Consider the following 14,813-nt stretch of genomic DNA (forward strand, 5'->3'; position numbering starts at 1 on the left):
CGGAGGAGGACGAAACATGGAACAATTCAAACGGTATCGGCTTCCCGTGCTTTTTTGCGTGATCCTTGTGCTGCTGGCGCTGGGGGCCGGGATTGCCATCAATCTGATGTCCGGTATGGGGTCCGCGGCGGAACATGTGTCCATGGGCCAGCGGTATCTGAACGATCTGAACTACTCGGAAGCAATTCTGGAATTTACCAACGCCATCGAAATGAACCCCAGCAGCCGTGAAGCGCGTCAGGGCCTGTCCACCGCCTATATGGCCACAGGCAACTACAGCTTTGCCGCCGATGTGCTGGAAGATGTGCAGGACCCCTATCAGCCGGACGAGGAGATCTCGTCCTCGCTGGCGGATATCTACTATCAGGCCGGCAATATCGGCAAAGCGGTTCAGCTTGTCAATCAGCTGGTGGACCTGACGGATGACGATCAATACTACGACCAGCGTGACGAACTGATGCGCGAATGGCATGGCGCCGCCCGCACCCGGGCGGCTGGCACGGACCAGGAACTGGCCATTTCCAATGGCAGCGTGGTCAGCCGCGGCCGCAACACGCTGGGCCAGCTGGGAACGGACAACGGCCTGGGCGATCCGGAATACGAGCAGACGGAGTTCGCTTCGGCACAGTTTGACGGCACGCCCCGCAGCGTGTACTGCGCCGGACGCACCAGCTATGTGCTGGATACCTCGGGCAATCTGTGGGCGGCCGGCGAAAACCGCTGGGGGCAGATGGGAGACAGCTATGCAACCACCCTGCCGGAAAGCGGCTGGATACAGCTGACCGACACAGGGGATGTGCTGGATGCCGCCGGGATCCCCGGCCGCATGCTGGTGCTGAAAGCGGACTGCAGCCTGTGGGAAGCGGGCGCCGGCGCGGGCCAGACCATGCGCCGTATATCCGATCTGGGCGCCGTCGTGCAGATTGCCTCCTACGGGCAGGCGCTGTACGTGCTTACCGCCGACGGCGGCCTGTATGAGAGCGGTTACGGCAGCTACTACTATTCGGCAGGCAATGCATGGAATTCGGTGGCCAATGACGTGGTGGCCTTCCAGGTGTGCAGCGCCGGAGCCGTCTGGCTGACCAGTGAAAACACCATCGGCAGCAACTTCGGCGTGCCTGTGCCGGAAGGCTGGACACAGCAGGAGGACGGAACGGTCCTTCCCGACCTGGAAGTCGTTTCGGTGGCCAGTGACGGCAGCGATTTCTTGCTTTTGTGCTCGGACGGCAGTCTGTATCTGCTGGACGGCAACACCGTTACCTCTGCCGGGGACATCGGCAAGGTGACAGATATGTATTATACCGACAATATGCTCTGCGTTGCCCTGGAGGACGGAAGCACGCTTGCCCTGCAAGACGGGCAGCTGCAGCCTGTCACAGGGTGACACCACAACAACGGAAGACCGACAAACAAGGAGGAAATTGAAATGGCTGGATGGGCTGAAAAATTATCGAAATTTACGCAGAATGCGGTGACCAAGAGCAAATATATGGCGGAGATTACCCGCATCAACATCGAGATCAGCAATTATGAAAGCAACGTCAAACAGCTGGTAGGCGAGATCGGCCAGTATGTGGTGGACAACGGTCTGCTGCAGGATGTGCAGGAAATTCAGGAAAAGGTGGCCCGCGTCCGCGAGCTGAACGCCACCATCAGCGCCAACCAGGCAACGGTGGAAGCGCTGCGCAAGGCCAATATCTGCCCCAACTGCGGCGCCACCCTGGACGTGGATGTGAACTTCTGCCCCAAGTGCGGTGCCACCCGCAACCCGGTGCCGCTGCCCGACCTGCAGCCCAACCGTCCGGCGGCGGTCTGCCCCAAGTGCGGCACGAAGCTGGAAAACAATGAGGTCTTCTGCCCCAACTGCGGTACCCGCGTGGCAGAGGAAGGCTGACAGATTCTCCAGGTAGATCCTGGGATACGCCCTTCACGGTGCACGGCAAAAGGCCGGCGCCCCGGAGGGCGTATTTCTGCCATTCCGGACAGGCAGCAATATCCCGGTATCCGTCGCCCCAAAAGGAGGAACTTTCATGTCTTTGACCAGTAAGATTGTCTGTGCCATGTTCCGGCATTCCGACGAAAAGCGGGATGCGGGATGCACCACCCCGGCGGATGTGCGCCGGTTCGACGATATCGCCTACGGGCCGGACCCCCGGTGGAACCTGCTGGACGTCTACCGTCCCCGGGATGCCCGGGGCAAACTGCCGGTGATCGTCAGCGTGCATGGCGGGGGCTGGGTCTACGGCGACAAGGATCGCTACCAGTTTTATTGCATGAGCCTGGCACAGCAGGGGTTCGCGGTGGTGAATTTCAGCTACCGGCTGGCCCCCCAATCCAAGTTCCCCGCCCCGCTGGAGGACACGAACCGGGTCTTCGGCTGGCTGCTGGACCAGGCCGACCAGTACGGCTTTGACACCCGCAACGTCTTCGCGGTGGGGGACAGCGCCGGGGCCCATCTGCTGGCCCTCTACAGCGCCCTGTGCACCAACCCCGCCTACGCCGCCCTCTTCACGGTGCGCCCGCCGCAAGGCTTCGCCCCCCGGGCGGTGGCGCTGAACTGCGGGGTCTACCGCATTGAGCTGGACGGCAAAAAGGACCTGACCACCCGGCTGATGGGGGACTACCTGCCCGGCAAGGGCACCCCGGCGGAGCTGGAGCAGATGGACGTATTCTCCCACCTGACGGCGGACTTCCCGCCCGCCTTCGTCATGACCGCCGAAGGGGATTTCCTGGTATCCCATGCAAAGCCCCTGGTGCAGCGGCTGCAGGCCCTGGGCGGGCAGGCGGAATACCACTACTACGGCGACGCCGACCATGTGCTGGGCCATGTGTTCCACTGCAATGTCCGCTCGGAGTTCGCCCGGCAGTGCAACCGGGAGGAGTGCGACTTCTTCCGGGCCCACCAGATCCCGTAACGAAAATACGCCCCCGGGCGGCAGACCCCATCGTCTGCCGCCCGTTTTCTGTGACAAAAGGGGTACTTCCCCGCGGGTGCGTACTTGCTTTTTGGCTGATTTGGAGTATGATGGAAACAGTGCGTCCCTGCGGGGACAAAAGGGGAGGGAACTGCGGGCGAAGGGTGGACAGCCGTCCTGTGCCCCGAAGCTATGAAGGAATATACCACAACCCGGCAGCTGATGGAACGGTACTCGGTGCCCGGCCTTGTGCTGCGGCTGGGCGTGCCCGCCATGGTGGGCCAGGTGTTCAACCTGCTGTACAGCATCGTGGACCGCATCTTTGTGGGGCGCATCCCCGGCACCGGGGAACAGGCCCTGGCCGCCATCGGCATCTGCGCCCCCGCCCTCACCGCCGTCAGCGCCTTCGCCTACATGGTGGGCATCGGCGGCGCCTCCCTCATGAGCATCAGCCTGGGCCAGGGCAACCAGCGCCGGGCCCAGCAGGCCCTGGGCAACGCCTTCTGGCTGGTCATCGCCATTGCGGTGGCCGTCACGGCGGTGCTGCTGCCTTTGCACCGGCCGCTGCTCTATCTGCTGGGCTGCAGCGACGCCCTCTACCCCTATGCCGGGGCCTACTTCACCATCTATCTGCTGGGCACCGTGGCCTCGCTGCTGGGGGTGGGGATGAACCAGTTCCTGCTGGCCCAGGGCTATGCCCGCCAGGGAATGATCGCCGTGGTGCTGGGCGCCCTGGCCAACCTGGTGCTGGACCCGCTGCTCATCTTCGGCTTCGGGCTGGGCGTGCGGGGCGCCGCGACGGCCACCGTCCTCTCCCAGTGCGCCATGGCCGTCTATGTGCTCTACCAGCTGCGTCGCCCCGGGATGCCGGTGCGGCTGCGCCCCTGCCGCCCCCAGAGTGCCCTCTGCCGCCGCATCGTGGCCATCGGGTCCATGTCCTTCCTCATCACATTGCTGGATAACCTCATCATCATCCTGCTAAACATCGTTCTGCGCCGCTACGGCGGCGCCCAAGGCGACGCCTGGATCACCGGCGCCACCGTGGTGCAGAGCTTCCTCACCATCGTCTTCTGCCCCTCCCAGGGTATCACCACCGGCTGTGGCACCCTCTTCAGCTACAACTACGGCGCCGGAAACGTCAAAAAGGTCCGCCAGTCCTTTTTGTGGGTCTTCGTGCTCTGCGCCGCCTACATCGGCCTGATGGAACTGGCTGTCCAGACCGCCCCCGCCTGGTTCGCCGGGCTGTTCCTCCAGGACGAAACCCTGCTCACGATGGCCTCCCTCTGCCTGCGCCGCTACACCCTGGTGCTGCTGGGGGTGGCCGTCCAGTACGCCCTGGTGGACGGCCTTACCGCCATGGGCAAGGTGCGGTTTGCCTTCCCGCTGTCGGTCTTCCGCAAGCTGGTCTATCTGGGCTGCCTCTTTTTGCTGCCCCGTCTGGGCGGCGTGGAGGCAGTCTTCTACGCGGGCAGCCTTTCCGACCTCATCGGCGCGGGATTCAGCGCCGTGGCCTTCTTTACGGTGGTGTGGCCCCGCCTGCGCCGGGAACTGGAGGCCATGAAGCCGGACCCCGCTTGTCAAAACCGCCCGGAAAGGGTATAATTTTCCCAGAGAAAGAGACGCCGGGACACACTTTCCGGCGCCGGGAAAGGATCGACAGCGATGGGACGACAGATCTCCTGGTTCGGATTCACCACCAGAAAACAGCGCCGCCGGCGGGAGGAACATGACCGCCGCCAGATCTTCCCCTTCGGGGAGGCACAGCGGGAGGCCGAACTGGCCCTGCTGCGCCAGCTCATCGAGCTGCGGGGCGTGCGGGACAACGACCTGCTCTACCAGCTGGTGGAGGCCAAGGACTGTCTGGTATGCCAGGAGGATGAGGACGAGGAGGACCGCCTGCAGCGGCTGCAGCAGTGGCTGCAAAGCCCGCTGGCCAGCCGGTTCCCGCCCCGGCAGCTGCTCTGCTTTCTGGCCCTGGCCGAGCTGGAACAGGGCATGGAGGACCTGACCGCGCTGCCCGACGCCGACGCCGTGCGCCGCCGGGCCGAGGAGCTCCGCGCCCGGTGGGGCGAGGTGCTGGGGTGAGACCCCGCCGCCCGATTCTCATTGGCAAGGGGCTTTGCCCCGGGAAGGAAGAAACACCATGAACATCGCAATTGCAGGCACCGGGTATGTGGGGCTTTCCATCGCCACGCTGCTGGCCCAGCATCACCACGTGACGGCGGTGGATATCCTGCCGGAAAAGGTGGACAAGATCAACCGGCGGGAATCCCCCATCCAGGACGAATATATCGAAAAATACCTGGCGGAGAAGGACCTGGACCTTACCGCCACCCTGGACGCCGAGGCCGCCTACCGGGAGGCCGAGTTCGTCGTCATCGCGGCGCCCACCAACTACGACAGCAAGAAGAACTTCTTCGATACCTCGGCGGTGGAGACCGTCATCGACCTGGTGATGAAGGCCAACCCCGACGCCATCATGGTCATCAAGTCCACGATCCCGGTGGGCTACACCGAGCATATCCGAAAAGTCACGGGCAGCAAAAACATCCTGTTCAGCCCGGAATTTCTGCGGGAGAGCAAGGCTCTCTACGACAACCTCTACCCCAGCCGCATCATCGTGGGCACCGACAAGAACGACCCGCGCCTCGTGGAGAAGGCCCGCATCTTTGCGGGGCTTTTGCAGGAAGGGGCCCTCAAGGAGAACATCGACACGCTGTTCATGGGCTTCACCGAGGCGGAGGCCGTCAAGCTGTTTGCCAACACCTACCTGGCGCTGCGGGTGAGCTACTTCAACGAGCTGGACACCTACGCCGAATCCAAGGGCCTCAACACCCGGGACATCATCGACGGCGTCTGCCTGGACCCCCGCATCGGCAACCACTACAACAACCCCAGTTTCGGCTACGGCGGCTACTGCCTGCCCAAGGACACCAAACAGCTGCTGGCCAACTACGCCGATGTGCCGGAAAACCTGATCCAGGCCATTGTGGAATCCAACCGCACCCGCAAGGACTTCATCGCCGAGCGGGTGCTGGAACTGACCGGCGCCTATACCGGCAGCAGCGACTACGACCCCGCCAGGGAGCACCGGGTGGTGGTGGGCGTCTACCGCCTGACGATGAAGTCCCATTCCGACAACTTCCGCCAGTCCTCCATCCAGGGGGTCATGAAGCGGATCAAGGCCAAGGGGGCCGAGGTCATCATCTACGAACCCACCCTGGAGGACGGCACCACCTTCTTCGGCAGCCGGGTGGTGAACGACCTGGACGCCTTCAAGGCGGAAAGCCAGGCCATCCTGGCCAACCGCTATGACAGCTGCCTGGACGACGTGAAAAACAAAGTCTATACCCGGGACCTGTTCCGCCGCGACTGAGCGGCCCCGAGCCCTTCCGGCGCTGCCTTCCCAGGCGGCGCCTTTTTTGCGGGCCATCCCCTTGCGGCAGACGCCGTTTTGTCCTATCATAGAAAAAGCGGCGGTCCGCCGCCCATCACAGGGAGGAATCATACCCATGCAGACCGGTTCACTGACCCGGGGGCCCATCACCCCCACGCTGCTGCGCTTCGCCCTGCCCATGATGCTGGGCAACCTTCTGCAGCAACTCTACAACATCGCCGACACCCTCATCGTGGGGCGGTATGTGGGCGCCGACGCCCTGGCCGCCGTGGGCTCCGCCTACACCCTCATGACCTTCCTCACCTCCATCCTGCTGGGGCTCTCCATGGGCAGCGGCGTGGCGGTCTCCCTCTCCTTCGGCCGGGGAGATACCTCCCGCATGCGGCGGGAGATCTTCCTCTCCTTCCTGCTGGTGGGCGGCACCGCCCTGGTGCTGAATCTCGCCGTCTATCTGCTGCTGGACCCCATCCTCTGGCTGCTCCAGGTGCCCGGCCAGGTGCGCGGCCTCATGGCCACCTACCTGCTGGTGATCTTCGCGGGCATCGGCGGCACCTTCCTCTACAACTACTGCGCCTGCCTGCTGCGGGCCGTGGGAGATTCGGTGCGGCCGCTGGTCTTCCTGGGGGCGTCGGCCCTGCTCAACATCGTCCTGGACCTGGCCTTCGTGCTGGGACTGGGCTGGGGCGTGGCCGGGGCCGCCGGGGCCACCGTGCTGGCCCAGTGGCTCTCCGGCGTGGGGCTCTGCATCTACGCCCTGGCCACCCGGCCTGACCTGCGCCTGACCCGGGCCGACGCCCGGTGGGACCGCTCCTGCGCCGCCCATGTCTTCCGCCTCTCCTTCATCACCGGCGCCCAGCAGTCCATCATGAACTTCGGCATCCTCATGGTCCAGGGCCGGGTCAACAGCTTCGGCCCCGCCGTCATGGCCGCCTTCGCCGCCGCCGTAAAAATCGACTCCTTCGCCTACATGCCGGTGCAGGATTTCGGCAACGCCTTCTCCACCTTCATCGCCCAGAACTTCGGCGCCGGTCAGTACGACCGCATCCGCCGCGGCACCCGCAGCGCCGTGGCGGTGAGCATGCTGTTCGGCGCGGCGGTCTCCGCCGTCGTCTTTGTGCTGGCCCGGCCCCTTATGCTGATCTTTGTGCAGCCGGAAGAAACGGAAATTCTCGCCGTGGGGGTGCAGTACCTGCGCACCGAGGGCGCCTTCTACTGCCTCACCGCTTTGCTGTTTTTGCTCTACGGCTTCTACCGCGCCATCGAGCGCCCCGGCATGTCGGTGGTGCTCACCGTCATCTCCCTGGGCCTGCGGGTGGTGCTGGCCTACGCCCTCTCCGCCATCCCGGCTCTCGGTGCCAGCGGCATCTGGGTGTCCATCCCCATCGGCTGGGCCATCGCCGACCTGACGGGCTGCATCCCCATGGCAAAATTCTTCCGCACCCTGCCCCGGAAATCTTGACAGCGGGGGACTCCTGTGGTATACTGCGGTAAGTTAGATACAACTAACAAAAGAACGCCGGCGAAACGCCGGTTTCTTTTGAGACTGGAAGTTAGCAAAAACTAACTGCCGACGGGAGAAAGGAGCCACCCATGTGCGAGGAACTGATGGTCCGCCACGCGTCGCCCACGCTGGCCGGACTGAAAACCGGCAGTCTGTTCAGCTGTCCCTTTGCGGGGGAGCAGGCCATGCAGGACTGCGTGCGGGACTGCAACCGGCGGCTGACCGCCAAGGGACTGCGGCTGCTGCCGCTGCGCTGGCAGGGGGGACGGGCGCTGCTCTACCTCTACCGGCCGGCGCGGCTGGCAAAGGACCTGCAGCACCCCGAGGCCCGGGCGCTGCTGGCCTCCCGGGGCTACCCCTGCGGGGAGCCCACCCACTGTGTGGGGCGGCTCATGCGGCGGCTGCGGGAGGAGCAGGCCTTCCCCCACGAGATCGGTCTCTTTTTGAGCTACCCGCCGGAGGATGTGCAGGGATTCATCCGCAGCCCCGCCTGCGGCTACAAATGCGTGGGCTGCTGGAAGGTGTACGGCGATGTCTGCGCGGCCCGGCGCACCTTCGGGGTCTACCGCCGCTGCACCGCCCGCTACGAGGCCCGCCATGCCCGGGGCACCCCGCTGGAAAAGCTGGCGGTGGCCGGATAAAAGACAAAAAAGACCGCCCCGGCGCCGCAAGGCGCCGGGGCGGTTACGTATTCGGTTACTGGTTGCTGCTGCTGTTGTTGTCGTCAGCGGTGTGGTCGGGACGGACGATCTCCCGCACGGCGGCGGCGATGGCCTCGGCCGACAGGCCGTAGTCACGCAGCACCTCGGCGGCGGGGCCGGAGTGGCCGTACTGGTCCTGCACGCCCATGCGGCGGACGTAGCAGGGCAGCTTCTCGCTCAGGACGCCGCAGACCGCTTCGCCCAGACCGCCCAGCACGTTATGTTCCTCCACCGTGATGATGCGGCGGCACTCCCGGGCGGCGGTGAGGATGATCTCCTCGTCCAGCGGCTTGATGGTGGGCATGTTGATGACCCGCACGCTGATGCCCTGGCGCTTGGCCAGCACCGCGGCGCGCAGCGCCTCGCTGGTCATCAGGCCGGTGGCGATGACGGCGATGTCATAGCCGTCGGTGAGCTTCTCGCCCTTGCCGATCTGGAACTCGTAGGTGTCGGGGTCATGGAAGACCGGCGAAGCCAGGCGGGAGAACCGCAGGTAGACCGGGCCGTTGTAGTTGTAGGCGGCAATGACGGCGGCGCGGGCTTCCACGTCATCGGCGGGGCTCAGGATCACCATGCCGGGAATCGTGCGCATGAGGGCGATATCCTCGCAGCACTGGTGGGAGGCGCCGTCCTCGCCCACCGACAGGCCGGCGTGGGTGGCGGCGATCTTCACGTTCAGGTGCGGGTAGCCCACCGTGTTGCGGATCTGCTCGAAGGCACGGCCCGCGGCAAACATGGCGAAGCTGGACACAAAGGGCACATAGCCCATGGTGCTCATGCCGGCGGCCGCGCCGATCATGTTCTGCTCGGCGATGCCGCAGTCAAAGTGGCGGTCGGGGTATTCCTTGCGGAAAATTTCGGTTTTGGTGGCGGCGGCCAGGTCGGCGTCAAACACGACCAGATTGTCGGCGCCCTGCCGGGCCAGTTCCACCAGCGCGTTGCCGTAGCTCACGCGGGTAGCAATTTTCTTCATCTCAGCCATTGTTGAGCTCGATCTCCTTTTCCAGCGAAGCATGGGCCGCGCGCAGCTCTTCCATCGCTTTCTCGTATTCCTCGTCGTTGGGGGCCTTGCCGTGCCAGTCCACGGCGTTCTGCATGAAGCTGACGCCCTGGCCCTTGATGGTGCGCAGCAGGAAGCAGGTGGGCTTGCCGCTGCCGTGGGACAGATCAAACATCTTGAAGGCCTGCTCCAGCTCCGCGAAGGAGTTGCCGTTGCAGACGATGGTGTTGAAGCCGAAGGCATCCATCTTGCGGTCCAGCGGCTCGGTGTTCATCACATCCCGGGTGGCGCCGTCGATCTGCAGGCCGTTGACATCGATCATGATGCACAGGTTATCCAGCTTGTAGTGGTTGGCGAACATGAACGCCTCCCAGCACTGGCCCTCGTCGATCTCGCCGTCGCCCAGCAGGGTGTAGACGTTGATGTCGCTGCCCATCTGCTTGGCGCCCAGCGCCATGCCGGCCGCCGCCGAAACACCCTGGCCCAGGCTGCCGGTGGACATATCCACGCCGGGCACCGTGTTCATGTTGGGATGACCCTGCAGGTAGCTGTTGGAGTGACGCAGGGTGGGCAGGTCCGCCACCGGGAAAAATCCCCGCTCCGCCAGTGCCGCGTACAGTCCGGGTGCGCAGTGGCCTTTGCTGAGCACGAAGCGGTCCCGGTTGGGATCCTGGGGCTGTTCGGGGTCGATGCGCATCTCACGGAAGTACAGATATGTCAGAACATCCGCAGCGGACAGGCTGCCGCCCGGATGGCCGGACCCCGCTCCATGGGTCGCTTCGATCACGCCCATCCGCACGCGGGTCGCAGTCAGCTTTAACTGCAGCGTTTCCAGTTTCGTCATAGTCAAGTTCCTCCGGTCCGTATCAAAAGTCCGACGGTACACACCGCCACGCAATATACTACCTTATATTATACACAAACCGACGCGGCTGGCAAGATTTTTTTACAAATTCCGCGGCCTTTCGCCCAAACACCGCCCCAAATCCCGCGTTGGGCCGTCCCCTTTGTGCGTTGTGCCGAAAATCCGGGCGGTTTCGGCGCAAAGTACGGCGAATTGGTACTTGCACCCGGCGCCGATCTGTGGCATAATTTTACACAGAGCATGTCGCGGCCAACCCCTATCTGGGGCAGCCATCCGGCTGTTGCACAATATCTGGGGGAGGTAGCCTTATGCCCAACGGAATTTACATTCAGACCGAATACCATGGAAAACTGATCCGCAAGATCGTGTGCAATGGGGAAGAACGGTGGTTCATCGGTTCAGACTGCGCCGTGACCTTCCTGTCTATGGACGACTGCATGGCGGCCATCGACGCCCGCCGCGCCTGATTCTGCCCTTGCGCACACCCCGCCCGCTGCCCTGCGGACGGGGTGTGCTTTTTTTCCTTTTTATCAGCAATCGAGGTTTTTATGTCCAGGCATCCCTTTACATGGCGCCATGTGGTGCGCAAAGTTCTCTCCTTTGTGTTCAGCCGTCTGGTGGTCACCGGCGTGCTGCTGCTGGTCCAGATCGTCTGGCTGTTTTTGCTCTTCAACCGCCTCAGCGAGTACGCCGCCTGGATCAACGGCGTGGGGCTGACGGTCAGCGTCATCATGTGTCTGGCGCTCATCCGCAAGGATTCCACCGTGCCGGAGTTCAAGATCAGCTGGCTGATCCTCTTCACCATCATGCCGGTGCAGGGCGGGCTGCTTTATCTTTTGTGGGGCGACAAACGCCCCGCCATCCGGCTGCGCCGCCGCATGGAGCGGGCCGAGGAACGGTTCGCCCCGCTGCGCACCGCCGACCCCGCCGCCCAGGCCGCCCTGGAAGCGAAGGACCCCCGGGCCGCCGAGACCGCCCGCTATGTGCGGGACTTCGCCCCGGCGCCGGTTTTCGGGGACACCGCCGCCAGATACTACCCCAGCGGCGAGGCGATGTTCGCCGACATGCTGCCCGCTTTGCAGGGGGCGAAACAGAGCATCTATGTGGAGAGCTTCATCATCGGCATGGGGGAGATGTGGGGGCAGATCCATGAGATCCTGCGCCAGAAGGCCGCCGCCGGGCTGGACGTGCGGGTCATCTACGACGACGCGGGCTGCCTGAGCCTTTTGCCCCACAACTACGACGAGACCCTGCAGGCGGAGGGCATCCGGGCCTTCTCCTTCAACCGGTGCGTGCCGCTGCTCAATCTGGTCATGAACAACCGGGACCACCGCAAGATCATGGTCATCGACGGGCGCATCGCCTTCACGGGGGGCGTCAACCTGGCCGACGAGTACATCAACAAGCTGGTGCGGTTCGGCTACTGGAAGGACAGCGGCGTCCGGCTGGAGGGCCCCGCCGCCCGCAGCTTTGCCAACATCTTCCTCACCTTCTGGCAGGCCCACTACCCCAAGGAGGAGATCGACTTCGCCGCCCTGCCCGCCGCCGCGCCGGTGGCCAGCGACAGCCTGGTGCAGCCCTTCGCCGACAGCCCGGTGGACCGGGAATCGGTGGCGAAGAACGTATACCTGGACCTCATCAGCCAGGCCCAGAAACGGCTCTACATCTGCACGCCCTACTTAATTCTCGACAACGACCTGCTCAGCGCTCTGCGGCTGGCCGCCAAGCGGGGGGTGGATGTGCGGATCTACACCCCCGGCATCCCCGACAAACCCACCATCTACCTGCTGACCAGGAGCTACTTCCCCTCGCTGCTCCAGGCCGGGGTGAAGATCTACCGCTATGTGCCGGGGTTCCTCCACGCCAAGACCTGGCTGTGCGACGACCGGGTGGCCGCCGTGGGCACCGTCAACCTGGACTACCGCAGCCTCTACCTCCACTTCGAGTGCAGCGCCCTGCTCTACGGCGGCAAGGTGCTGGAGGATATCCGCGCCGACTTCGCCGCCATCGAGGCGGAGTGCGAACCGGTGGGGCTGGAGGACTGCCGCACCGGCTTCCTGGGCACTTTGCACAGCGCCATCCTGCGGTTGCTGGCGCCCCTCTGCTGACAATTTCAATAGACCTTATAACGGGACTGCTTTGCGGCAGTCCCGTTTTTTGTATTGACAACTTACGGTTGTTAGATTAAGATGGAAGGAAACCAACAAAGTTCTTTTGGACAGCAGCCGGACACAGGCCGAGAAGGAGGAGTGCCAATGACCTATCAGGAAAAAATCGCCTGGCTGGGACAGTACCGGGCTTCGGTGCGCCGGGAGCGTATGCTGGAGGGCGAGCTGGAGATGATGCGGGACGCGGCCGAGCGGGTGACCGCCTGCCTGAGCGGTATGCCGGGGGCGGGCAGCGACCCCGACCGGCTGCCTAAGGCGGTGGAACGCATCGATGAGACGCGGAAAAAGCTGGAACAGCAGATCGAGGACTGCGTGGAGCGCCGCTTTGCGGTGATGCAGGTGGTGGCCGAGGTCCAGGCCCCCGACGTGCAGGAGGTGCTGCGCCGCCGCTACATTCTGGGGCAGAGCTACGGCGACATTGCCGACGCCATGGGGGTGGTATTGCGCCGGGTGTACCAGATCCACCGCGCCGGGGTGCTGGAGCTGGACATCCAGGAAACGGGCCGGAATGCTTCCTGATCTTTCGTGAAGTTTTCCCTGCATTTCATTGAAGTTCACAACTTAAAGTAGTAATATGGTACCGTTGAAACTCGTGGAAGGGCGAAGGCCCGGCCGCGGGTTTTCTTTTTTGCCCCAAGCCGGAAAGGAGGGATGCCCCATGCACCCGGAATCTCCCCCCACCGCCCCGGTCCGCGGCGCGGCGGCGGGGGGAAGCCCACCCAACACCCTGCGGGAAAGGAGAATTTTTTGCAAAGCTATCTGGAACAAGCCTTTGGCAAGCACGATGTGACCTCGGCCAAGATGCGCGGGGCCCTGCGGGAATGGCTGGACCTCTACTACGGTGCGCCCCGCCCCGGCGAGGACCCCGCCCCGCGGCTGGCCGCCCTCATCGTGGCCAAGCTCTGCCGCACCGTCTTTGCCGAGTACGACACCCGGCTGGACGGCGGGGCGGACGAGCTGACCCGGGGCAGTCTGACGGCGCTGAACGCCGTGGCCAGACTGGCCATGCAGTATGCCCTCATGGGCGGGGAATGCCTGCTCAAACCGGTACTCGCCGGCGGGGCGCTGGACTTCGTGCCCATCCGGCGGGACTGCTATGTGCCCCTGGCCCGGGACGCCCACGGCAATCTGCTGGCGGTGGGCACCATGGAATGCCACAGCCGGGGCGCCACCCGCTACGCCCTGCTGGAACGCCGGGTGGCCGGGGCGGACGGCCTCACCATCGAGACGCGGCTCTTTGAGCTCAACGGCCAGGCCCTGGGCCGCTGCGTGCCGCTGGCCACCCTGGACGCCTGCGCCGACCTGGTGCCCCAGCTCTTCCTGCCCGGCGTGCCGGGGGTGGGGCTGGCCGTGCTGCGCACCCCGCTGGCCAACTGTGTGGACGGCTCCGCCGACGCCGTGAGCATCTACGCCCCGGCGGTGGGACTGCTCCACGCCGTGGCCCGCTGCGAGGAACAGCTCAACCGGGAATTCGCCAACGGCGCCTCCCGGGTGTTCGCCTCGGAGGACCTGCTGCGCCCCGACCTCCACGGCCGCCGCGCCCTCCAGGACGACCTCTTTGTGGGCCTGCCCGACGACCCGTCCAACCTGGGGGTCACGGTGTACAGTCCGGCCCTGCGGGAGGAGAGCTACCTCGCCCGCAAGCAGGACCTGCTGCGGGGATGCGAGAGCCTCATCGGTCTGCGCCGGGGCATTCTGAGCGAGACCGAGGCGGAGGCCGAGCCCCGCACCGCCACCGAGATCGCCGCCACCTCGGTGGACTACGACCTGACCATCCGGGACCTGCAGGCCGTCTGGGAAGCTGCCGCCCGGAAGGCGCTGACCATCTGCCAGGCGCTGGGCGGTCTCTACGGCCTGCGGGCCGCCGACGCCGCCCCCGTCACCCTGACCATCGACTGGGGCGACGGCGTGCTCTACGACCGCAGCCGCGTCTGGGAGGAGCAGCGCCAGATGGTGGCGGACGGGCTGCTGCGCCCCGAACTGGCCCTGGCCTGGTACTACGGCCTGCCCCATGAGACCGAGGCGGACCTGCGCCGCATCCGGGACCGCTTTATGCCGAAAGGAGGAACTCTCTGATGGAAGAACACAACAACCCCACCCCGGCGCCCTACGCCGCCGGAACCGGCAGCGTGCCGGTGACCCCCGACCGGGCCGCCTTTGACCGCATGGGCTACCGGGAACGGCTGGCCCTCAAGCGGGAGGACCCTGCGGGCTACGCCGCCCTGCGCCAGAACCCCGGCAACGACCGCTGACACTCTGCAACAGA

The 14,813-nt window shown here is 64.8% G+C and carries 15 protein-coding genes; 13 read left to right on the plus strand and 2 right to left on the minus strand.

What is annotated here, in order from left to right:
* Positions 1–16: 16 nt before the first annotated feature.
* From ABGT73_RS00295 to ABGT73_RS00330, 8 genes are all read left to right on the plus strand, one after another.
* Complete coding sequence (locus ABGT73_RS00295) at positions 17–1,384, plus strand: tetratricopeptide repeat protein (RefSeq protein WP_346667859.1); 1,368 nt, start codon at positions 17–19, stop codon at positions 1,382–1,384.
* A gap of 42 nt (positions 1,385–1,426) precedes the next feature.
* Positions 1,427–1,894, plus strand: coding sequence for a zinc ribbon domain-containing protein (locus ABGT73_RS00300; protein WP_346667860.1), 468 nt, complete (start codon positions 1,427–1,429; stop codon positions 1,892–1,894).
* Positions 1,895–2,030: 136 nt separating this feature from the next.
* Entirely contained in the window at positions 2,031–2,915 is an 885-nt protein-coding gene (locus tag ABGT73_RS00305; protein ID WP_346667861.1) for an alpha/beta hydrolase, read from the plus strand.
* Between the two features lie 192 nt (positions 2,916–3,107).
* Positions 3,108–4,517 (plus strand): MATE family efflux transporter, encoded by a 1,410-nt coding sequence (locus ABGT73_RS00310; RefSeq protein WP_346667862.1) that lies wholly within the window; start codon positions 3,108–3,110, stop codon positions 4,515–4,517.
* 60 nt (positions 4,518–4,577) lie between these two features.
* Positions 4,578–5,000, plus strand: a complete 423-nt coding sequence (locus ABGT73_RS00315) for a hypothetical protein (protein ID WP_346667863.1) — start codon at positions 4,578–4,580, stop codon at positions 4,998–5,000.
* Between the two features lie 58 nt (positions 5,001–5,058).
* Entirely contained in the window at positions 5,059–6,291 is a 1,233-nt protein-coding gene (locus tag ABGT73_RS00320; RefSeq protein ID WP_346667864.1) for a nucleotide sugar dehydrogenase, read from the plus strand.
* Between the two features lie 136 nt (positions 6,292–6,427).
* Positions 6,428–7,771, plus strand: a complete 1,344-nt coding sequence (locus tag ABGT73_RS00325) for an MATE family efflux transporter (protein ID WP_346667865.1) — start codon at positions 6,428–6,430, stop codon at positions 7,769–7,771.
* 131 nt (positions 7,772–7,902) lie between these two features.
* Positions 7,903–8,454 (plus strand): DUF3793 family protein, encoded by a 552-nt coding sequence (locus ABGT73_RS00330; RefSeq protein ID WP_346667866.1) that lies wholly within the window; start codon positions 7,903–7,905, stop codon positions 8,452–8,454.
* 55 nt (positions 8,455–8,509) lie between these two features.
* Here ABGT73_RS00330 and ABGT73_RS00335 read toward each other — a convergent pair whose 3' ends face one another.
* Positions 8,510–9,496: a transketolase family protein gene (locus tag ABGT73_RS00335; protein WP_346667867.1), complete on the minus strand. Its 987-nt coding sequence runs from the start codon at positions 9,494–9,496 to the stop codon at positions 8,510–8,512.
* Positions 9,489–10,358: a transketolase gene (locus ABGT73_RS00340; protein ID WP_346667868.1), complete on the minus strand. Its 870-nt coding sequence runs from the start codon at positions 10,356–10,358 to the stop codon at positions 9,489–9,491. The genes ABGT73_RS00335 and ABGT73_RS00340 overlap by 8 nt, the downstream gene beginning before the upstream one ends.
* Positions 10,359–10,687: 329 nt before the next feature.
* Between ABGT73_RS00340 and ABGT73_RS00345 the strand changes: the two genes are divergently transcribed.
* From ABGT73_RS00345 to ABGT73_RS00365, 5 genes are all read left to right on the plus strand, one after another.
* Positions 10,688–10,846 carry a hypothetical protein gene (locus ABGT73_RS00345; protein WP_346667869.1) on the plus strand — a complete coding sequence of 53 codons (159 nt, stop codon included), beginning with the start codon at positions 10,688–10,690 and terminating at the stop codon, positions 10,844–10,846.
* Between the two features lie 81 nt (positions 10,847–10,927).
* Entirely contained in the window at positions 10,928–12,487 is a 1,560-nt protein-coding gene (cls, locus tag ABGT73_RS00350; RefSeq protein WP_346667870.1) for a cardiolipin synthase, read from the plus strand.
* Positions 12,488–12,634: 147 nt separating this feature from the next.
* Positions 12,635–13,066, plus strand: a complete 432-nt coding sequence (locus tag ABGT73_RS00355; RefSeq protein WP_346667871.1) for a DUF1492 domain-containing protein — start codon at positions 12,635–12,637, stop codon at positions 13,064–13,066.
* A 228-nt stretch (positions 13,067–13,294) separates the two neighbouring features.
* A complete protein-coding gene (locus tag ABGT73_RS00360) occupies positions 13,295–14,623 on the plus strand; it encodes a hypothetical protein (protein WP_346667872.1) in 1,329 nt (442 codons plus the stop codon).
* Positions 14,623–14,799 carry a hypothetical protein gene (locus ABGT73_RS00365; RefSeq protein ID WP_346667873.1) on the plus strand — a complete coding sequence of 59 codons (177 nt, stop codon included), beginning with the start codon at positions 14,623–14,625 and terminating at the stop codon, positions 14,797–14,799. Before ABGT73_RS00360 ends, ABGT73_RS00365 begins: the two co-directional genes overlap by 1 nt.
* Positions 14,800–14,813 lie beyond the last annotated feature (14 nt).

It is taken from the genome of uncultured Subdoligranulum sp. (genome assembly GCF_963931595.1).
In the GTDB taxonomy this organism is placed as follows: domain Bacteria; phylum Bacillota; class Clostridia; order Oscillospirales; family Ruminococcaceae; genus Gemmiger.

Excerpts from the sequence above, each read along its gene's own strand:
- ABGT73_RS00295 (WP_346667859.1), top strand. The coding sequence starts at position 17 with ATGGAACAATTCAAACGGTATCGGCTTCCCGTGCTTTTTTGCGTGATC.
- ABGT73_RS00300 (WP_346667860.1), top strand. The coding sequence starts at position 1,427 with ATGGCTGGATGGGCTGAAAAATTATCGAAATTTACGCAGAATGCGGTG.
- ABGT73_RS00305 (WP_346667861.1), top strand. The coding sequence starts at position 2,031 with ATGTCTTTGACCAGTAAGATTGTCTGTGCCATGTTCCGGCATTCCGAC.
- ABGT73_RS00310 (WP_346667862.1), top strand. The coding sequence starts at position 3,108 with ATGAAGGAATATACCACAACCCGGCAGCTGATGGAACGGTACTCGGTG.
- ABGT73_RS00315 (WP_346667863.1), top strand. The coding sequence starts at position 4,578 with ATGGGACGACAGATCTCCTGGTTCGGATTCACCACCAGAAAACAGCGC.
- ABGT73_RS00320 (WP_346667864.1), top strand. The coding sequence starts at position 5,059 with ATGAACATCGCAATTGCAGGCACCGGGTATGTGGGGCTTTCCATCGCC.
- ABGT73_RS00325 (WP_346667865.1), top strand. The coding sequence starts at position 6,428 with ATGCAGACCGGTTCACTGACCCGGGGGCCCATCACCCCCACGCTGCTG.
- ABGT73_RS00330 (WP_346667866.1), top strand. The coding sequence starts at position 7,903 with ATGTGCGAGGAACTGATGGTCCGCCACGCGTCGCCCACGCTGGCCGGA.
- ABGT73_RS00335 (WP_346667867.1), bottom strand. The coding sequence starts at position 9,496 with ATGGCTGAGATGAAGAAAATTGCTACCCGCGTGAGCTACGGCAACGCG.
- ABGT73_RS00340 (WP_346667868.1), bottom strand. The coding sequence starts at position 10,358 with ATGACGAAACTGGAAACGCTGCAGTTAAAGCTGACTGCGACCCGCGTG.
- ABGT73_RS00345 (WP_346667869.1), top strand. The coding sequence starts at position 10,688 with ATGCCCAACGGAATTTACATTCAGACCGAATACCATGGAAAACTGATC.
- cls (WP_346667870.1), top strand. The coding sequence starts at position 10,928 with ATGTCCAGGCATCCCTTTACATGGCGCCATGTGGTGCGCAAAGTTCTC.
- ABGT73_RS00355 (WP_346667871.1), top strand. The coding sequence starts at position 12,635 with ATGACCTATCAGGAAAAAATCGCCTGGCTGGGACAGTACCGGGCTTCG.
- ABGT73_RS00365 (WP_346667873.1), top strand. The coding sequence starts at position 14,623 with ATGGAAGAACACAACAACCCCACCCCGGCGCCCTACGCCGCCGGAACC.